This is a genomic window from Escherichia sp. KTE172 (assembly GCF_000408845.1).
Taxonomy (GTDB): Bacteria; Pseudomonadota; Gammaproteobacteria; order Enterobacterales; family Enterobacteriaceae; genus Escherichia; species Escherichia coli.
The window spans coordinates 1-19,711 of record NZ_KE137311.1; the positions used below are offsets into that span (position 1 = coordinate 1).

A 19,711-nucleotide genomic window follows, 5' to 3' on the forward strand; every position below is an offset into this window, starting at 1 on the left:
AGTCGCTGTCGTTCTCAAAATCGGTGGAGCTGCATGACAAAGTCATCGGGCATTATCTGAACATAAAACACTATCAATAAGTTGGAGTCATTACCGCGCTTCCTGGGGGGTTAATGGCTGATGACGATAAAATCATATATCGAATGATTTATTTCTCTGCCTGTAAATATCAGGCCAGGATTTATTATGCGATTAATGATAAATATCATATCATCTGCGGGTTTCCCTCCACGCAGGTCCGGTTTCCGGCGAAACCGGAGCCTCATTTTTCGGCCTGAAGTTTTGTCGTTGACTACTTTTTACCGGCTTGTGCCCAGTTGAGAAGCCGCTGACTTAGTTTCTGAATCTCCGAAGATGGCTTTCCGGAATAAAATAGATGTTGCCCCGTGCCCGTGAGCAGGCCACGTATAGCCTGTTACGGGATGATGGTGGAAGTGCTGCCAGCTTCTGTTGGATGAGGCGCATCCAGTGGTTGGCCCCCATCACGATGCAGACGTCCTGAAAGTGGTCGAGTCCTTTACTGCCCCCCCAGTTCATTGAGTGGCATCCGTAACGGTGATGTTCGCGATAGAAGAGCTTGATCATCGTGTTGTCCGCGTGCAGGGCCGCTGAACGCGCTTCATCCGTGACGATTTCAATCTGGGTGGTATGTGTTCCATGAGCCGAAATGCGAATGTTCAGTTGTCCGGTAATGAACTCACACACTGTAGCTGAACAGCGCCATGTCCGGCTGAGCGTCTCACAATCCACCATGATACCCGCAGCCCTGAAGCGAGCCTCGTATCGGGTTATGTCTTCATGCAGCGTAGCATTGACGTTACCGTCGCGGCTTGTGTCAAAGGTATGCTGATAAAAATCCCCGCAGCACAGCACTGAGATTTCCGCGCGGCATAGCTCCAGCAGAAAATTAAAGTCATGGCCGGCAAAGTCCTGGACTTCATCAACGAACAACTCATCGTAGTAACGGGCAAGTCGGGTACGGATATCTGGCAGCAACCCCCGGGCTGTCAGCAGGTGTGCGAGCCGCCGGTGATACAGCCGTCCGGCGGGATCCTGATAATGCCGGATATTCGTGCGCGGTATTCTGGAAGGGGGCTGGTTGAAGCTCAGACCACGCGATGACAGTTGCTCCTGCAGGAAAGGGCGAAAACAGAAACCGTGCAGAAACTCAAACCAGGTCATCACACGGATCCCGTACGGTATGTAGCCAAAGCGTCTGATAATCTGCGCCCGCAGATGTGCTTCATTATTTACGGTGAAGGTCAGGATCAGCGTCCGCCGGTCCTCTCTTAACCGACGTATCAGCAGCGTGGTTTTACCCGAGCCGGCAACCGCAAATATCACTCTCTTATCCATGCCAGTGCCTCCTGGATATAATCAGGAACGGTCAGCTTTTCGGCGTGCAACTGTAACAGCTGGAATGCTGCTTCTGCCTTATTGGCCAGCATGTAATCCTGAACCGTGAGTGTCCGGCGGGTTCCGCGGAAAAGCGCATCACACAGGTCGGCATTATCCTGATACAGGCAGATTTCAAATGTGGAGCGGCTGTTGTCGTGGTCAGCAAATACCCGGGAGCGGGAACAAAGCACGTCAGCATAGCGTTCATCGCAATTTTGCTGATAGTTGCCGTCATTGTCGCGAAGGGCCGCGACACGATTTTCCAGAAGACGGGCCAGTTCAAGATAACGACGGAAACTCGTTCCGCCGATAGCGATGATGTGAACCCCGTCATCCTCCGGTGCCCTGCCATACAGGCGGTGATAAAAGGCCTCGATCAGAATAAACTCAGCATCCCCCTCCACGAGCAGCACGCGTCTGGCCAGCGCAAATTCCAGCACGTTATTATCCGGTGCTTTCATGAAGAAGGCGGCAGTCTCAGCGGAAAGTTCATTCATCAGTACCGGCCGGGTAGCTCCGAGGAGAATAGCCTTACGTAGGTCGAGGCGGGAGGAGATATGGCTACTGTGTGTGGCAATAAACACCTGCGTCTGCCGTTCCGTGGCAAGCTGATTAACCAGCCTCTTCATACTGACATGGCTGAGATGATTCTCCGGCTCCTCAAGCAACAGCGCGTGGATCTCTCCCCCCTGCTGCTGATGCCGCTGCAGCGCAAACTCCGTTTTGATGAAACACTGTCTTCCTTTTCCGCGGTGACGAATGGAAATACCGTCCTCAGTAATGTCCAGGTTCGCCTCAAGACCTGATTTAGCGCCGGAACGCACGCCAAACTGATACGTTTTCAGCGTGTCGTTTATGGCGGACAGATGCCGGGCGCAGAAGTGCATTTTCTGTTGCCGGTAACTGTTTTCAAGCCGGTACCGATCGGCCACCGGCACATTGACGCTGTAAACTGTGCGCGTATACTCCTGTGCGGCATGCTCGTTATCAATGCGTGCACTGTCTAAGAACAGATGGCGCAGATAGCGTCTGAAGCCTGCGAAATGACCACCGGAGAATGTGCTGAACTGCACGGAATAGTATTCATAGGGAAAATTATCAGGATCCTGCTGCAAAACATGGTGTATATCCTGACCGTATTCCTCCATCATGGGAGCAATGCGCATTCTGAGACCATCCGCATCGATACCCGCCAGATTTTGCCTGCCGTTCAGGTCAGGCTCTCCCCCATTACTCAGGAAAACGTCAGCGGTCAGCACGGGTAACTGATCGGCACGGCGCTCACCTTCCTGAAAATGCCTGACTGCTGACTGTGACAGGAGCGATTCCACCCCCAGCGCCTCAACCCGATGCCTGCTGTCACTCAGCACAAGGTCAAGAGCCAGCAGAATAGTGCTTTTCCCGGACTCATTGTCCCCAACCAGAATGTTACGATCGTTGCTGAAGCGCAGGTCCAGTTCCGGAAACTTTTTGAAGTTTTGCAGCATAAGCCGCGTGATCAGTGGCATTTTTTTATTCCTTTATATACCGCTGCCTGAAAGAGCGGCCGGCCGCGCCTGACCGCCTGTTTTGTTTTACAGCGTTATCTTACCCAGTCTTCCAGCACAAGACCCGGTACCCGCTCAAACTCTCTCACATTATTCGTCACCAGAATGGCACAGGCAGCGATGGCGTGTCCGGCTATCGCCGTGTCGTTCGGACCGATCGGCGTGCCGGCGAGACGCAGTGCCACCTTAATCTCCGTGGTCGCATCCACCGCGGCGCGGTCCCACGGCAGGACGGCATCGAGCCTCTCACAGAACGCGTCAACCAGTTGCACGTGGCGTGGCGAGGCCTTCGGACCGGTGGCACCGAAGCGCATCTCGGAGTAGGTGATGGCCGAGACCACGATACGGTGACCGCGCAGCACCGACTGCTCCAGGTGCTTAAGCAATGCTTCAGGTTGCTCGCGCATGATGAACGAGCAGATGTTCGTGTCGAGCATATAGATCTTGTTCACAGGTTAACTCGTCCTTCGTCGCTGACAACGTCCTCGCGCTCCGTCATAAAGTCCGGATCGGCCTTTTCTAGCTCCAGGAATGAGCCCCAGGTCGGCCGGACGGGGCGCAGAATGATGCTGTCCCCTTCCCGGACGATCTCCAGCTCGCTCACCCCCTCAAAATCCAGATCGCGTGGAAGGCGGATAGCACGGTTGTTGCCATTTTTAAAAATGGATACGGTTCTCATGATTCTCTCCCGGGTAAGTGTGGATATGTGATGCATATCCGGAATGATGTTCATTGCACCGGGTGTGTGCATATGTTTAGTATAGGCAGATGTCAGGCATATGGATATGTTCAGCCTATGTTATTTTCTCTCTTTCCCCGTGCAGATCCGGTTTCTGGTGGTTACGGATCTTCTTCTCCCCCCACACAACGCACCTCCCGTCAGCACAACATGTGGTGCCGGATTCAGCTGCTGATGACACTATATGTTGTGTCTTATCCCTGACCTGTGATGCGTCACGCAGGGGCGGAAAACAGCGATATGATTATTTCCTCAGCGTGGTACACTTCCGGAAAGTTGTGATATTCCGGAAAGTCGGATCTGACGGAAACGGCTCTCCGGTAATTTAACGGCGTGGTTATATGGATGCTTGTTATCATGGTGATGATTATAACGGCATGATGTTATCAGACGGCGTGACGGTAAGGGCAGTGATGATGGATGACGTTATCGCATGACCGTCCCTGCCCGGAAAAGAAAAAAGGAGTCACCCATGTTTTTTATTGAGAATGAAGGTCAGGCTGTCGCCGGAACGGATTACTGGCAGTCTGTACAGGCGCAGGCCGGATATGTCTACCTCAGCTGGAATGCCGGCGCAGCCAGGCTGCTTGTCCCGGATGCGGCAAAACATTTACTCAGGGAGATGCGGGGGGCTGAGTACGTCATCATCAGTAAGGGAGCACTGCATGGCCGCGATGCGCTGGAACTGGTATTTGAAGACGGCAGCGATGCGCCGTTTGTGATCCACATGCTGAGTGAGCAGTGCGATCGCCTGCTCCCCGAAAACAACCAGGGCGGGGGTTTTGTTGTCACCGTCCGGACGCGTGGCGGTAACCAGCTCCGTTATCCGGGAAAATACCGTGTTGTGGAAAACCTGCCCGACGTTTCCCCGTGGAGTGAACACTGATATGCAGCACCTGCCGGCACCGATCCACCATGCCCGGGATGCCGCTCAGCTTCCTGTTGCCATCGATTATCCGGCAGCGCTGGCACTCCGCCAGATGTCGATGGTTCATGATGAACTGCCCAAATACCTGCTGGCCCCTGAAGTGAGCGCCCTGCTCCATTACGTCCCGGATCTGCGCCGCAAGATGCTGCTGGCCACACTGTGGAACACCGGTGCGCGCATTAATGAAGCACTGGCGCTGACGCGGGGGGATTTTTCGCTCACGCCTCCGTATCCGTTTGTGCAGCTTGCGACCCTGAAACAACGGACCGAAAAAGCCGCCAGGACGGCAGGAAGAATGCCCGCCGGTCAGCAGACTCACCGGCTGGTCCCGCTCTCCGACTCCTGGTACGTCAGCCAGCTGCAGACGATGGTGGCAACACTGAAAATCCCCATGGAACGGCGTAATAAACGAACAGGCAGGACAGAGAAAGCGCGGATCTGGGAAGTGACGGACAGAACGGTCAGGACCTGGATTGGGGAGGCGGTTGCCGCCGCTGCCGCTGACGGTGTGACGTTCTCTGTCCCGGTCACGCCACATACGTTCCGCCATTCCTATGCGATGCATATGCTGTATGCCGGTATACCGCTGAAGGTCCTGCAGAGCCTGATGGGGCATAAGTCCATCAGCTCAACGGAGGTCTACACGAAGGTGTTTGCACTGGATGTGGCTGCACGGCACCGGGTGCAGTTTTCGATGCCTGAGTCCGATGCGGTGTCTATGCTCAAAAGAATTCCATAAGCTCTGACTTTTTTAAATCCCTTTCGGATATCTCATGGATATATTATCGGTATTTCATATTCTGTTGACATGCAGGACCGGTATAGAGTAAAAAAACATCTATTGAGTACCTCTTGGATATCCGAAAGGTGTCTTATGGGGTCTTTATGGGTATTACATGTGGATTCTGGAGATACACTATGCCTGTTATTGCTAATACGCATCCCAAAGGTGGTGTGGGTAAGACAACTTCATCCGTAAACATTGTTGGTGAAATGAAGTCTGATACAGTTGATCTGGATACTCATACCGGGCTTTCTATCATTCTGGGGCTGAGACCTGAAGGAAAAGAAATTTCCGTGAAAGTACCCAAAACAGTGGATGAGTTAATCGAAATTATGACTCCCTACAAGAACAGCGATAAGACGTTACTTATTGACTGTGGGGGATTTGACTCAGATCTTACCCGTACTGCGATTGCCTTTGCAGACTGCGTTATTGTCCCTTCAAAAGACTCCCTGACTGAACGTATTGGTTTGATGCATTTTGATGGAGTACTGGACGAAATCAGCTCTATCATGGGGACCGATATAACTGCTCACCTGTATCTCTGTAAAGTTAATCCTAACAAGAAGAAATTCCCTAAGCTTGATGCAATCCTGCCATCGTTCAAACATCTGAAGCTGATGAAGAGCCGCATTTCTGCTCGTGCAGAATTTGAGGATGTCATTGAGACTGGGATGGGAATCACTGAGTCTGTTCATGGGCGCTATTCGGCAGGAGGTAAGGAAGTTATTGCCCTGATCGAAGAAATCAATCATCTGATTGAAAATAACAAACAGTAAGGTGTGTCTATTGGGTATCCATATAGTATCCTTTGGGCTTTTAATGGATATCTTTTAAGTATCTAACAAACATCCTGGGTTATCTCATGAGCAAAGCGAAATTTAGTGCACAGGCTGAAAAACTGAAAAACCTGGTGGATTCTGCCAGATTACAAACTTCTTCTTCTGCCGTAACAGCAACAGCCCCGTCTCAGCCAAATGAAGGTGCAGAGGAAGTTTCAGGTCGTCCCGTGGCTGCCAGGACGAAGGCTAAGAATCTTAAGGCCATACCGCTGTCGTATTTTGAAGCTCATGCGGAACTTAAAGCGACCAGTAAAACATCTCTGGATTTTAGCTCATATATTATTGAGGCTATAAGAGAGAAGCTTGAACGTGATGGTGCAATAGGTCAATAAACTATCGGATACCTTAAGGGTATCTGATGTGTGTCTTTTAAATGCGTTATGGGGATTCTTCACGTACCTAAAGAGTCCCCATTAGACATCTTTCTGTTTATGGTGACATGATTCGTCACCGCTTTCCTTTCCTCTCAGTTTCACCATTTCATTCCTTTTCCCTTAACCTGAACCATGATGTCCACGATGTTTTTATATTGCATTTATGTGTCACATATAACCTTCATAATGTTTTTGTATCTATGATTTCCTCTGGTCTTAAAGTTGTGTGTACAATGTACATGCAATTTATCGTGTTTTTATGTTGCATTTGTCCTTTCAGAAAGACCGTTTTTTCATTATAATTGAATATACATTGCATGTATGAAGTATGTTTGTTTTTTCTATTTGTTTATGAGCAACGGAGACTGGTTATGAAAATCTTTATTGATGATGGTTCTACCAACATTAAACTTGCCTGGTTGGAGGATGGTGACGTGAAAACGTTAATCAGCCCTAACAGCTTTAAACCGGAATGGTCTTTTAGTTTACTGGATGATGCTGCTCCGGCTAATTACGAGATCGACGGCGAGAAGTTTTCATTTGATCCATTAAGTGCTGATGCTGTCGTAACGACTGAAACACGCTATCAGTACAGTGATGTGAATGTTGTGGCCATTCAGCATGCGCTACAGCAGACCGGCCTGAAAGCGCAGCCTGTTGATGTCATCGTCACATTGCCGATCTCTGAATACCTTGACGCCAACAATCAGAAAAATAAGCAAAACATTGAAAGAAAGAAAAAAAATGTGATGCGTGAAGTACGGGTGCAGGGGAGTGATGCATTTGTTATTCGCAGTGTTTCCGTTCTTCCTGAAAGTATTCCCGCTGGTTTCAGTGTTCTTGCGGGGCTTGAGGATGATGAATCCCTTTTGATCGTAGATCTCGGTGGTACAACTCTTGATGTGTCGCATGTTCGTAGCAAAATGACAGGGATTACAAAAACCTGGTGTGATCCGAATATCGGCGTGTCCCTGATTACATCCGGGGTTAAGGAACAGATGGCTGTACATGCTAATACAAGAGTGAGCTCATTCCAGGCTGACAATATCATTGTGCACCGTAATGAACCTGACTACCTTTCCCGTCGCATTTATAATGCTGAACAGCGTGAGTCTATCATTAATGTTATCAATGAACGGCAGAAGTTGCTTATTAAACGAGTTAATGATGTCATCAGCCGTTTCACCGACTATACACATGTAATGTGTGTTGGTGGTGGGGCTGAAATTGTGGCCGAGGCTGTGAAGAACCTGACTAAGGTTCCTGATGAGCGCTTTTATCTGAGCTCATCCCCGCAGTTTGATTTAGTCATGGGAATGATAAAAATGAAAGGTGGTGTGACTAATGAGTGATGAAAATAAATCCAGACGCTGCTCATTTGAACTTTTCCCGGATGAACGGACAGGAGATAAGATAGCAGATGAGCTCATTGCAAATGAAAAACTGAAGGAGCGGGGACGTTTCATGCGCGCGATGTTAGTTACTGGTGCGGCGTTTGCAGCTATAGATAAACGTCTTCCTTTGCTGATATCGGAGTTACTGACAGAAAATACGACTCTGGATGATATTAATAAGGTGATTTCCAGCGTAATACCAGGTGCTTTTTCGGTTGAAAAGAAATTGCTTGAATTACTGGAAAAACAATCTGGTCTCCATACGTCTGTGGATTGCAGTACTCCTCTTACAGAGCAGAGTCTGTCGAGAAATGACGGTGAAGACCAGACCAGAAGAAACGCTGAAAATATGTTCGGAGATGACTGAACTAACCCAGCCTGGCCAGGGGAATATCTCGCCATTTAGTTGTATAACACTGACTCAACATTTCCCGTTTCATTTGCCATTCAGGGGCGGTTCCTCGCCCCGCAAACCACACTTTCCCTTTTCCCGACTGGTTCAGTTCATCGAGTGTTTTCATTAACTTTTCACTGTTTTTACGGGGCTGGATTTCATCAAATAATCCCGGCTGCGCTATACCCGATGGTGTGAAATCAGCCAGCATGACTCCTGCCTTCATATAGCGGTACCCTTCACGCCAGACATGGTTTAAGGCTCTGCATGCGGCGGCAATAATGTCCCGGCTGTCCTGTGTGGGCAATGAAAGCTTTTCCACAGCGGCATTGCTGTAACAGGGTTCAGGGGGATGTCCGTACAAATGTCGTCACCTGCCGGCAATACTGACGCTCCCCACGTAGTTTCTCTGCGGCCCGCTCTGCATACTGAACAACAGCCTGGTGCATGGCATCTTTGTCTGTGATTCGTTCACCAAAACTGCGACTATGTCAACGCCACGATGTTTGACCGTTATTTGCCATTTTCATGCCCGCTAAATACTTTCGTTACTGATGCTGTCCGCTTTGCACCATTTCATCATCACTGATTGGCGTTGTGTTTTTGGTCAGCACTCCAGCTTTACGTTTCTCTTTTAACCGGTAACTCTCTCCTTGTTCTTTTTGACGGACGCATTTTACGTTTGGGCTGGATGTAGTAACGCAGCATGGAACGTCCGCCCGTATAACCCATTGCCTTAATCTCCGCGAAGATAACCTCGCTATTCCAGACATTCTCTGCCAGGCGCATGTCGATGTAATCCATAAACGGTTTCAGCTTAACCATTTTGTGGCGGGTCTTTCTGGCTGGCGGTTCAGGGTATTTGAGGTAGCGTCTGACCGTCCGTTCAGAGCAACCAATCTGAGCCGCAATATCGACAATGTACGCGCCCTGCTGGCGCATTTGCTTTATCATGTAAAAGTCCTCTCTGCTCAGCATGTTGATGTCCTTTCTGGTGTGAGAACCTTAAGGAAACAACATGTTGGGTGGAGCGGACAATCCAAATGGTGAATTACCGTCTTATATCACTGGCGCTGACACCTGTAGTTTGTATACACAATCCCTGGCATTGAAACACACATATGAAGTGTACTTCGGATATGACCGTACGCTCAGGAAGTACGGCAGATTCCGTCAAAAATTACCTGTAAAGACAGACATCAGAAAAAACAGTGCTCGCCGCAGACCGGTGACCGGGCGAAGCCCGCGAACCGGCGAGGAAGCGCAATGTATCTGTAGTTACAGGGAGCAGGTACGCCCTGAAGCCCTTTCATAAAACGGTTGTGTGCGCTGTCCTTCTGGAATGATTTATCCACATATCCGGAGGCCCGATCCAGTAAACAGATCCATGAATGATCAACAAAGGATCCATTAAAGATCCCCATATCGCTGCAAACCTTGTCACTCATGGGCCGGGACCACGATCACATAAGCTGTGGCATGTTACTGATAAACTGTAACATGCTAATGATAAGCTGTATTCAGTAATCCATATACTGAAGTAAGTTAATGACATAAACTATGGTCAGTATGCCAGACTCAGTTGTTAAATACAGGCTGCAGGTTTTTCTTCAGTCAGTTAGCGGAGTTCTGACACACGATTTTCTGTTTATTCTTTTACTGTCCACAGGCTGGAGGCTTTCTGGAAAACGAAAATTCAGACATCAAAAAACTGTTCGGCGAGGTGGATAAGTCCTCCGGTGAGCTGGTGACACTGACACCAAACAATAACAACACCGTACAACCTGTGGCGCTGATGCGTCTGGGCGTTTTTGTACCGACCCTTAAATCACTGAAGAACAGTAAAAAAAATACACTGTCACGTACTGATGCCACGGAAGAGCTGACACGTCTTTCCCTGGCCCGTGCTGAGGGATTCGATAAGGTTGAGATCACCGGCCCCCGCCTGGATATGGATAATGATTTCAAGACCTGGGTGGGGATCATTCATTCCTTTGCCCGCCATAACGTGATTGGTGACAAAGTTGAACTGCCTTTTGTTGAGTTTGCAAAACTGTGTGGTATACCTTCAAGCCAGTCATCCCGCAGGCTGCGTGAGCGCATCAGCCCTTCCCTGAAGCGCATTGCCGGTACCGTGATTTCGTTTTCCCGTACCGATGAGAAGCACACCCGGGAATATATCACCCATCTGGTACAGTCAGCTTACTACGATACTGAGCGGGATATTGTGCAGTTACAGGCCGATCCCCGCCTGTTTGAACTGTACCAGTTTGACAGAAAAGTCCTTCTCCAGCTTAAGGCGATTAATGCCCTGAAGCGACGGGAGTCCGCCCAGGCACTCTACACCTTTATAGAGAGCCTGCCCCGGGATCCGGCACCGATATCGCTGGCGCGGCTGCGTGCACGCCTCAATCTGAAGTCTCCTGTATTTTCCCAGAACCAGACGGTCAGACGGGCAATGGAGCAGTTGCGCGAGATTGGATATCTTGATTACACGGAGATCCAGCGGGGGCGGACAAAATTCTTCTGTATTCACTACCGGCGTCCCCGGTTAAAAGCGCCGAATGACGAGAGTAAGGAAAATCCGTTGCAACCTTCACCTGCGGAAAAAGTCAGTCCGGAGATGGCGGAGAAGCTTGCCCTGCTTGAGAAACTGGGCATCACGCTGGATGACCTGGAAAAACTCTTCAAATCCCGCTGAACATAAACTGTAGTCAGTGAAGAGCGCTCCTTTACTGACTACAGCTTATATTAACCGGTGCAGTGAGTGGTCTGCTCACTGCAGTTTATATTCTGTTTCCTGCAGTGCTGTCTGTAGCTGAGCTGCCATCTGCCTGTCCCTTACGTAAGTGATCCCGTAACCTGATGCTGAGGCATTGCTCCCTTCATAAAACATGACTTACTCACTACAGCTTATATACATGCTCCAGCTTATGTTATGTCTGTTCTGCTGACCACAGCTTATATAAGGAAGCGCGTATGCCGTCACCTCAGGGGAGGCAGTGTACGCAGGATCTCCGCAGCATCCCGCCCGTCACCTGTGAAAGGCACTGCCAGCGTGGCAGCCATATCCAGTGCAAACACTCTGGTATAAACCTCCATCGAACGTGGATCCCTGTGACCAGCCAGTGCCTGGATGACTTTCCGGGGCTGGCGGTGATAGAGCATGTGCATGATATAGCTGTGCCGGAAGGTGTGTGGTGTGACCGGAATCGAAAAGTGTACCCCGTCAGCTTCGGCCCGTCTGACAGCCTGCTTCAGCCAGTTGCGCATGGTTTCGTCGGTCACGGCCCATAATGGTTCACGACGACGGGGCCGGGTGGTGATCATCCAGCTTTCCATCTGCCTGACATAGCTTATATCTGTCAGCGGCACCAGTCGCACTTCATCTTTTGGCGGGCGTCCGCGTCGCGCACGCACTTTTTCGGACAGGATCCGCACAAACGGTCTTACTCCATTCAGGTCAAATGATTCCGGCGTCAGCATCCGGGCTTCGCCAATACGCATTCCGGTATTCCAGAGGGTGGCGAACAGCATATGGTGACGCTGATCCGGCATATAGAAGAGAAGGGCACTCACTTCCGGGGCCAGCAGGTAGGCCGGTGTGGCCCCCGTGGAAGTGGCCATTCTTCTCAGGGAGAGCGCTGTTGCAAAATCCACCCCCGGCGCAATGGGTAACAGGGAGACGCGTTCTGGTGAATTCTGCAGGGGAATGACATTGTTCATGAGTTATTTTTCACGTAGCACACGCACTGTTTATGGATACAGGTATTCTGACCTGAACGCCCGGATCCTTCCACGACAATAAATCGCAGCGCGCGGATCCTTTTGTTTGCTTATCACGCATTATTGCGGGTAAAACCAAATACGTAAAGGTATGTTTTGCAGCAGGGATCCCGTATTAAGCCAGTCGTGGCGCGGGCTGAGGGCTGGTTTGCCGTTTTTGGGAGAATTGGGGTAATGCCAGGAACAGGCAGATACGGAGAAAAATCCTGCAGATAACCTTCTACGACAACTGAAGGTGTCTGACGCCATATTCTTAGCTACTTCTCAGTTTTAAGGCGGCTTAGTCACAACATAAGGTTATGCATAATAAGCATATTTTATTATGTTATGTTATGGTCTTGTTCATGCATGAACTGTTATCTATTCAGTCACTTTTAACGTTTTATATCATACTGCATATGACACAATCATCTTCTATATTCAGATTAAAAATATTATGACGACGATCAAATAAATTTAGTGAAATCATTACTTACAATAATATGTTTATGACATAATTTATCAAAAATATCCGACAACCTTCCTGAAAGGTTACTGCGAGGAGTCAAACAATGAAGTGTAATAACTTATTCACTCTTTTTTATGCTCTCTTTATAGCAAAACCAGGAAGTTAAAATGAATCAGAAGTGGAAGACGCTAATAGTTTCAGTATTAACACCATCAAGTATTATATCAGGGATTGCGTTGATAGTTCTCTGGGGATATTTCAGTCGTCTGGATCGACTTGATATTTTCTTTGATGTGATGAATATTAAAAGCATCTTGGTATTGGTTTGTTGTACAACTATTCTATCATTGATTATGATCATTTTTATTTTTTTTATAACATCTTTTTTTATACCAATAGTTATTCCTTATGATATAAAAAATCTTCCTGCTTACAATAAGATTCAGGGTAATTTTTTATCTGTAATGATGTTATCTGGCCTCTTCCCCATGGCCTTTATATACGTGTTATACTGTGCATTTGATTTTGACCAGAGTGTTAAAGATAACTCTGGCTGGTTATCTATTTTAAGTATAGGAGTACTAATAGTTGTTATTTCAGCCATAATAAACACGAGGTATCTTGAATATGACTTATCGTTTAAAAATAATAGAATGAAACTGTTGAGACGTGTTCAGATCTATCTTATCATTCCGTTGTCTATTGCTTTACTGGTGCATCTTCAGGTAATTCCACTGGAGATGGTTTTTAGGAATATTGAAACTTCAGATAAGAGTATTAATTTCAAAGTGATAGCTGAACTGGCTTTCATGTCATATTTTATTTTTATTCTGACAATACTTCCCGGCCTCATTTATCTAAAAATGAATCCACAGCATAAACTTTCTAAAAGAATTAGTTCTGCATTTGTCGCATCCTTGATGATATTATTAGTTATATCGACTCAAATAACCGTATTACCAGTAATTTTTACCCATTCAGTTATTAAGCTCTCAGGTATAAGTGACTTCAAAATACATAGCTACATTATTAAAACAAGTGAATATCCGGAGGAGTTTTTTTCCAATGCAGTATGGGGTAAAAAAAATATAAAACCGGGGGAATATTACTCTGTGCAGGCTGTTTCTATGTTTACGACAAACCAGTTTATTCTCCTTTGTCCCAAGGATATTATAAGGTTTTATCGGGAAAGCTGGAAGTTCGACCTGCTTAATGTAGACTTCGATACAAATACCAGGAAGAAACTCCAGGAAGAAGCAGCATATTGCGTACCAATTTCTGCAATATCTGTAAAACGATGGGATATGCCTCTTCAGGGCTCGAAACCCTCAAATTAGAAGGCCGCTCGTGCGACTGTATTAGATAGTAATGCGGTATGGAAAAATAGTGATGGCAAGATGAACTTGACTTGGCTAATCAAATACCGGCGTAGTGATTAGGAAACAGGGCTCGGATAACATTATTGCGCGGTTCATTGAACCTACTGATGACGCCGGATATATAGTCGTAAACCGTTTCGAACCAGTACTTATATCACCAGGAGAGTCCATATATGACCACCGTTTACAGTAAAAACGGTATCTGTTTTCTGATCCCTCCAGCGTCAAACTACCGTTGTAATGGTGAGGTCTGGTGCTATTGTAATAATTCAGAATATAATCTCTGATTTATTTCCGAACCTCGCCCTTGCCTGCGTAACCATCCGTCGCCCCCATCCTGTTTTCAGACTGCGGAAAAAGGCAAGTTTTTATCCCCCCACAGAGATTCAATCATATATCGCGTGTTTTGGAAGTGACAGTTCTTATTCCTGAGAATACTGCATGTGCAACACACTCGGCATCCATCGATACCACTTTTATCTCCAATAGGCAGGATAAAAAACAAGACTGTGAATTAAAGTAATCGGCAAATGAATGAGTTAGAAGATACTGAAAATGAATCAAGGACTAACCCCGTAGGGAATGAAAATAATAAAAGAACATCTTGTTTTTATTTTAATGAATGAGCATGTTCTTTTATATTAATAACAAAACCTATCATTAAACAAAATGATGAATGACAGAGTTTTCTTTAAAATAGCTTATATTATCTTACAGTAGCTGACATAGTGCAATATAAATTATCAGCTATGCCATAACGGCTTAGCAGTGTCTAAGCGTAAGAATCAAGACTTCAGTTACAGTTTACTCACGGTAGAAATATTTAAGAGCACTAACAATACTGTGTGTATAGTTTAGTTTTTTTAGGCATAGGCAAAAATAACTAATGGAAACATTGTTCCTTTCACAACTTTCTTGCTTTGAATAACCATCAACCAAATACTCCTTAAGAGCCATGATGTTTTTTTTACTTCTGATTGGTGATATTTCAATTAAAAGTGAAAAGTGTTCTCCATTCATACATGATTGAATTAGCTCTGTATTAAAGTTATTTCTTGGATAGGGGGAGGGAGTCATATATTATCTAACCTTATTTTTCTATTAAAGAATTGAAATAGAATAGACAGAAATGCTATTGGAGTAAGTATTTGATAGTAGGTAATTTACGCTCCTATATAGACTATTGTTACTCATATAATATTTTGGGGTGGCTTATGTTGTGACAGCGCCAGTTGTTAAAAACGTTGTACCGTCATACGGGATAATATAGAACAACCAATAACGATTACTGGTCTATGACCACCGCCAGAGATACAGAAAAGCTTTATCTGTAATGAGCTCAACTATATATCCCGTCAACTGCTGGTTCAGAGCGTTGTCGTAAAAATCCTGTGCAAATAAATTAGTCATATATCAAGCCATTTACGCGGTAACTGGCAGGTCTGAAATTTAACCTCCTGACGATGCAGGCTTGCATACATCCATAGTTTTACTTTGGTATGTGACTCTAAGTATGTAGATCATCAGTCCGGCATGGAACGCTGTTTTGACCCGCTAAAATCCTTACGGAAAAGTAAGGATGTGGATTTGCCCCTATATTTCCAGTCATCGGTTCGTCTGAGAATGACGTGCAACTGCGCACGCGACACCCGGAGACAACGGCTGACTAAGCTTACTCCCCATCCCCGGGCAATAAGGGCGCGTGCGCTATCCACTTTTTTGCACGCCCATATTCAACGGCTTCTTTAAGGAGTTCATTTTCCATCGTTTTTTTGCCGAGCAGGCGCTGGAGTTCTTTAATCTGCTTCATGGCAGCAGCAAGTTCAGAGGCAGGAACGACCTGTTCTCCTGCGGCCACAGCAGTAAGACTTCCCTCCTGGTATTGCTTGCGCCAGAGAAATAACTGGCTGGCTGCCACACCGTGTTGCCGGGCAACAAGGGAGACCGTCATTCCCGGTTCAAAGCTCTGCTGAACAATAGCGATCTTTTCCTGTGTAGTACGCCGTCTGCGTTTCTCCGGTCCTAAGACATCAATCATCTGTTCTCCAATGACTAGTCTAAAAACTAGTATTAAGACTATCACTTATTTAAGTGATATTGGTTGTCTGGAGATTCAGGGGGCCAGTCTAAATTCCGTATTGCTGGTTCTTTATCGGTAGAAAAATCAATATCCATAGCATCGGTCGCAGGCGCTGATACATTGCAGAGCGACCGGGTATTAGAGTCGCTATTCACTGGTTATCACTGAACGCTGCGTGATCAGGGTTGCATTAATAAAATGATATGTTATAACATATCAATATTAACATATATTTTCGCATGTATATGAACGTAATCAGAAACGTCATTTGTACATTAATCATACTCCCGATAGGGTTACAGGCAGAGACCAGTCATTCTTCTATGGCTAAAGATACAATCACCGTTGTCGCGACAGGAAATCAGAACACGGTATTTGAAACGCCGTCAATGGTCAGTGTCGTCACGAATGACACGCCATGGAGTCAGAATGCGGTCACATCAGCCGGCATGCTGAAAGGTGTTGCCGGTCTCAGCCAGACTGGTGCAGGACGGACCAATGGGCAGACCTTTAATCTACGCGGCTATGACAAAAGCGGGGTACTTGTTCTTGTTGACGGCATCCGTCAACTCAGTGACATGGCAAAAAGCAGTGGCACTTATCTGGATCCGGCACTCGTCAAACGTATCGAAGTTGTCCGCGGACCAAACTCCAGTCTGTACGGCAGTGGCGGGCTGGGAGGTGTTGTGGACTTCAGAACTGCCGATGCAGCAGATTTCCTTCCCCCCGGAGAGACAAACGGTTTAAGTCTGTGGGGAAATATCGCCAGTGGTGACCACAGCACAGGCTCGGGGCTCACCTGGTTCGGTAAAACCGGAAAAACAGATGCGCTCCTTTCTGTCATTATGCGTAAAAGAGGTAATATCTATCAAAGTGATGGTGAGCGCGCACCTAACAAGGAAAAACCTGCAGCCCTGTTTGCGAAAGGCTCTGTCGGTATAACAGACAGTAACAAAGCAGGTGCCAGCTTGCGTCTCTACCGGAATAACACCACTGAACCGGGCAATCCCACTCAGACACATGGTGACAGCGGCCTGCGTGACAGAAAAACAGTACAAAATGACGTACAGTTCTGGTACCAGTACGCTCCTGTGGATAACAGCCTCATCAATGTAAAGTCAACTTTATATCTCAGTGATATCACTATCAAGACAAACGGTCACAACAAAACGGCAGAATGGAGAAACAACAGAACCTCCGGTGTTAATGTTGTCAACAGGAGTCATACTCTGATTTTTCCGGGAGCCCATCAGTTAAGTTATGGCGCTGAATATTACCGTCAGCAGCAGAAGCCAGAAGGCTCTGCCACACTATATCCGGAAGGAAACATTGACTTTACATCGTTGTATTTCCAGGATGAAATGACAATGAAAAGCTACCCGGTTAACATTATCGTCGGTTCCCGCTATGACCGGTACAAGAGCTTCAATCCCCGTGCCGGAGAACTGAAAGCCGAACGCCTGTCCCCAAGGGCGGCGATTTCAGTCTCACCGACAGACTGGCTGATGATGTACGGCTCCATATCCTCTGCATTCCGTGCCCCCACAATGGCAGAAATGTACAGGGATGATGTACATTTTTACCGCAAGGGTAAACCCAATTACTGGGTACCTAACCTTAATCTGAAACCAGAAAATAACATTACCCGTGAGATTGGCGCAGGTATTCAACTGGACGGCCTGCTTACAGGCAATGATCGGCTGCAGTTGAAAGGCGGATATTTCGGAACGGATGCCAGAAACTATATTGCCACGCGCGTGGATATGAAACGGATGCGTTCTTATTCTTATAATGTATCCCGGGCCCGTATCTGGGGATGGGATATGCAGGGAAATTACCAGTCTGATTATTTTGACTGGATGCTTTCTTATAACCGCACGGAAAGTATGGATGCCAGCAGCAGGGAATGGCTGGGCTCCGGCAATCCTGACACACTCATCAGTGACATAAGTATACCTGTTGGTCATGGAGGAGTTTCTGCCGGATGGCGTGCTGAACTTTCGGCAGCAGCCACGCATGTGAAAAAAGGCGATCCCCATCAGGCTGGCTATGCCGTACATTCCTTTTCACTGTCTTATAAGCCTGTAAGTGTTAAAGGCTTTGAGGCATCAGTGGCTCTGGATAATGCCTTCAACAAGCTTGCCATGAATGGCAAAGGAGTGCCGCTTTCAGGCAGAACTGTCAGTCTTTATACCCGTTATCAGTGGTAACAAATCATGATGAAAAATACAGGTTATATCTTAGCTCTTTGTCTGACAGCATCGGGGCATGTCCTGGCCCACGATGTCTGGATTACAGGTAAACAGGCAGAGAACAACATTACCGCAGAGATTGGTTATGGTCATAATTTCCCCTCAAAGGGCACAATTCCTGACAGAAGGAATTTCTTTGAAAATCCCCGGATTTATAACGGGAAAGAGACAATAACACTGAAGCCAGCGTCCACGGATTATGTCTATAAAACTGAGTCTGCAAGCAAAGATAATGGCTACGTTTTGTCAACATATATGAAACCGGGATACTGGTCGAGAACCTCTTCAGGATGGAAACCGGTCAGCCGGGAGGGCAGAAATGATGTGGCTTACTGTGAGTTTGTCACTAAATATGCGAAATCTTTTATTCCTGGTGAACAGCAGATGCCAGCACAACTCTATCAGTCTCCAACGGGGCATGAGCTTGAAATCATTCCGTTATCCGATATAAGTCGTTTCAGTGAAGATGTGAAGCTGAAAGTCCTGTATAAAACGTCCCCGCTCGCCGGAGCTATCATGGAGCTTGACTCGGTCAGTTATCTGAAATCATCCCGTCATACTCATGCAGTTGAGCACAAACATCCTGTTCATAAAGCAGAACTCACCTTTGTAACTAATGAGGATGGTATCGTCACAGTACCTTCTCTTCATATTGGACAGTGGCTGGCGAAAGTCCAAAATAAGAAAAGTTTTCAGGACAAAAGCCTGTGTGATGAAACTGTCGATGTGGCAACTTTAAGTTTCTCCCGAAATTAACAATACTATTCCCTGCCCTGAAATTGTAAGCGTGCAGCAAGAACCGTATTGACGGGGATGTGTTATTCAGTCGGCAGTGCTACGCGCCAGGGGAGCAGTTCGCCGACCCGGTTTATCGGCCAGTCGGCTATGACGTCAAGGACATAGCGGAGGTAGCTTTCTGGCTCCACTCCGTTCAGTTTGCACGTCCCGATCAGGCTGTACAGCAGCGCTCCCCGCTCTCCTCCATGATCCGAACCGAAGAACAGGTAGTTTTTGCGGCCCAGACTGACCATCCGCAACGCATTTTCAGCGATGTTATTGTCCGCCTCAGCCCAGCCATCATCTGCATAGTACGTCAGCGCCGGCCACTGGTTCAGGGCGTATGCGAACGCTTTCGCCAGTTCTGAGTGTCGCGACAGGGTTTTCATCTTTTCACGCAGCCAGCTTTCCAGGGATTTCAGCAGCGGTTTCGTTTTCAACTGACGTTCGGCAAGGCGTTGCTCCGCCGTCATTCCCCTTATCTCTGCCTCGATGGCGTACAGTTCGCCGATCCGTTTCAGCGCTTCCTCCGTCAGGGCTGACGGGGTGCGAACGTGCACATCGTGGATTTTACGGCGGGCGTGAGCCC

General features: G+C 47.3%; 19 protein-coding genes and 5 pseudogenes. 11 read left to right on the forward strand and 13 right to left on the reverse strand.

Annotated features, from left to right (window positions below; genetic code table 11):
• On the forward strand, positions 1-80 hold an 80-nt coding region (locus G434_RS24405; protein WP_001401901.1), incomplete at its 5' end, for an IS1 family transposase.
• A 253-nt stretch (positions 81-333) separates the two neighbouring features.
• Here G434_RS24405 and G434_RS24400 read toward each other — a convergent pair.
• The 4 genes from G434_RS24400 to vapB all read right to left on the reverse strand — a co-directional run bounded on the left by G434_RS24400 (position 334) and on the right by vapB (position 3,624).
• On the reverse strand, positions 334-1,356 hold the full coding sequence (locus tag G434_RS24400; RefSeq protein ID WP_000361402.1) for a DEAD/DEAH box helicase family protein: 1,023 nt from the start codon (positions 1,354-1,356) through the stop codon (positions 334-336).
• Positions 1,341-2,906, reverse strand: coding sequence for an ATP-dependent nuclease (locus tag G434_RS24395; RefSeq protein ID WP_001128474.1), 1,566 nt, complete (start codon positions 2,904-2,906; stop codon positions 1,341-1,343). Before G434_RS24395 ends, G434_RS24400 begins: the two co-directional genes overlap by 16 nt.
• Before the next feature lie 74 nt (positions 2,907-2,980).
• The gene (locus G434_RS24390) at positions 2,981-3,397 is read right to left on the reverse strand and encodes a type II toxin-antitoxin system VapC family toxin (RefSeq protein ID WP_001034044.1); all 417 of its coding nucleotides are present in this window, start codon (positions 3,395-3,397) and stop codon (positions 2,981-2,983) included.
• The gene (vapB, locus tag G434_RS24385) at positions 3,394-3,624 is read right to left on the reverse strand and encodes a type II toxin-antitoxin system VapB family antitoxin (RefSeq protein ID WP_001261286.1); all 231 of its coding nucleotides are present in this window, start codon (positions 3,622-3,624) and stop codon (positions 3,394-3,396) included. Before vapB ends, G434_RS24390 begins: the two co-directional genes overlap by 4 nt.
• Before the next feature lie 532 nt (positions 3,625-4,156).
• Here vapB and G434_RS24380 point away from each other — a divergent pair.
• From G434_RS24380 to G434_RS24355, 6 genes are all read left to right on the forward strand, one after another.
• Positions 4,157-4,570, forward strand: coding sequence for a hypothetical protein (locus G434_RS24380; protein WP_016230899.1), 414 nt, complete (start codon positions 4,157-4,159; stop codon positions 4,568-4,570).
• 1 nt (position 4,571) lies between these two features.
• A complete protein-coding gene (locus G434_RS24375; protein ID WP_016239126.1) occupies positions 4,572-5,351 on the forward strand; it encodes a site-specific integrase in 780 nt (259 codons plus the stop codon).
• Between the two features lie 179 nt (positions 5,352-5,530).
• The gene (locus tag G434_RS24370) at positions 5,531-6,175 is read left to right on the forward strand and encodes a ParA family protein (protein ID WP_001144036.1); all 645 of its coding nucleotides are present in this window, start codon (positions 5,531-5,533) and stop codon (positions 6,173-6,175) included.
• A gap of 86 nt (positions 6,176-6,261) precedes the next feature.
• Entirely contained in the window at positions 6,262-6,570 is a 309-nt protein-coding gene (locus G434_RS24365) for a hypothetical protein (RefSeq protein WP_000030199.1), read from the forward strand.
• Positions 6,571-6,983: 413 nt separating this feature from the next.
• Positions 6,984-7,964, forward strand: coding sequence for a plasmid segregation protein ParM (locus G434_RS24360; RefSeq protein ID WP_000688514.1), 981 nt, complete (start codon positions 6,984-6,986; stop codon positions 7,962-7,964).
• A complete protein-coding gene (locus G434_RS24355) occupies positions 7,957-8,373 on the forward strand; it encodes a plasmid partitioning/stability family protein (protein ID WP_001278818.1) in 417 nt (138 codons plus the stop codon). The genes G434_RS24360 and G434_RS24355 overlap by 8 nt, the downstream gene beginning before the upstream one ends.
• Position 8,374: 1 nt before the next feature.
• Here G434_RS24355 and G434_RS0124410 read toward each other — a convergent pair.
• The 3 pseudogenes from G434_RS0124410 to G434_RS24350 form a co-directional block, all read right to left on the reverse strand.
• Positions 8,375-8,888, reverse strand: a pseudogene (locus tag G434_RS0124410) (DUF4113 domain-containing protein); the annotation flags it as partial.
• Positions 8,889-8,948: 60 nt separating this feature from the next.
• Positions 8,949-9,056: pseudogene (locus tag G434_RS29485) on the reverse strand (AAA family ATPase); the annotation flags it as partial.
• Positions 9,049-9,378 (reverse strand): annotated as a pseudogene (locus tag G434_RS24350) (IS21 family transposase); the annotation flags it as partial. The pseudogenes G434_RS24350 and G434_RS29485, both read right to left, overlap by 8 nt.
• Positions 9,379-10,123: 745 nt before the next feature.
• Between G434_RS24350 and G434_RS24340 the strand changes: the two are divergent.
• A complete protein-coding gene (locus G434_RS24340) occupies positions 10,124-11,101 on the forward strand; it encodes a RepB family plasmid replication initiator protein (RefSeq protein WP_000361611.1) in 978 nt (325 codons plus the stop codon).
• Positions 11,102-11,385: 284 nt separating this feature from the next.
• On the opposite strand, the gene G434_RS24335 is transcribed toward G434_RS24340, so the two are convergent.
• Both G434_RS24335 and G434_RS0124420 read right to left on the reverse strand, forming a co-directional pair.
• Positions 11,386-12,126, reverse strand: a complete 741-nt coding sequence (locus tag G434_RS24335) for a tyrosine-type recombinase/integrase (protein WP_001066953.1) — start codon at positions 12,124-12,126, stop codon at positions 11,386-11,388.
• Positions 12,127-12,246: 120 nt separating this feature from the next.
• Positions 12,247-12,435 carry a hypothetical protein gene (locus G434_RS0124420; RefSeq protein ID WP_001309252.1) on the reverse strand — a complete coding sequence of 63 codons (189 nt, stop codon included), beginning with the start codon at positions 12,433-12,435 and terminating at the stop codon, positions 12,247-12,249.
• A 366-nt stretch (positions 12,436-12,801) separates the two neighbouring features.
• On the opposite strand from G434_RS0124420, the gene G434_RS24330 reads away from it, so the two are divergent.
• Positions 12,802-13,971 (forward strand): hypothetical protein, encoded by a 1,170-nt coding sequence (locus G434_RS24330; RefSeq protein ID WP_001072358.1) that lies wholly within the window; start codon positions 12,802-12,804, stop codon positions 13,969-13,971.
• Between the two features lie 225 nt (positions 13,972-14,196).
• Here the strand turns inward: G434_RS24330 and G434_RS29490 are convergent.
• From G434_RS29490 to G434_RS24325, 3 genes and pseudogenes are all read right to left on the reverse strand, one after another.
• A pseudogene (locus G434_RS29490) lies at positions 14,197-14,372 on the reverse strand (IS3 family transposase); the annotation flags it as partial.
• A 445-nt stretch (positions 14,373-14,817) separates the two neighbouring features.
• Positions 14,818-15,090: an adhesin biosynthesis transcription regulatory family protein gene (locus G434_RS26540; protein ID WP_001322642.1), complete on the reverse strand. Its 273-nt coding sequence runs from the start codon at positions 15,088-15,090 to the stop codon at positions 14,818-14,820.
• A gap of 521 nt (positions 15,091-15,611) precedes the next feature.
• Positions 15,612-16,051: pseudogene (locus tag G434_RS24325) on the reverse strand (transposase); the annotation flags it as partial.
• A gap of 281 nt (positions 16,052-16,332) precedes the next feature.
• Here G434_RS24325 and G434_RS24320 point away from each other — a divergent pair.
• A complete protein-coding gene (locus G434_RS24320) occupies positions 16,333-18,303 on the forward strand; it encodes a TonB-dependent hemoglobin/transferrin/lactoferrin family receptor (RefSeq protein ID WP_001496335.1) in 1,971 nt (656 codons plus the stop codon).
• Between the two features lie 6 nt (positions 18,304-18,309).
• Positions 18,310-19,101: a DUF4198 domain-containing protein gene (locus tag G434_RS24315; protein ID WP_000977394.1), complete on the forward strand. Its 792-nt coding sequence runs from the start codon at positions 18,310-18,312 to the stop codon at positions 19,099-19,101.
• Between the two features lie 62 nt (positions 19,102-19,163).
• Here the strand turns inward: G434_RS24315 and tnpC are convergent.
• A partial coding sequence (gene tnpC, locus G434_RS24310; RefSeq protein ID WP_016249714.1) for an IS66 family transposase occupies positions 19,164-19,711 on the reverse strand: 548 nt, incomplete at its 5' end.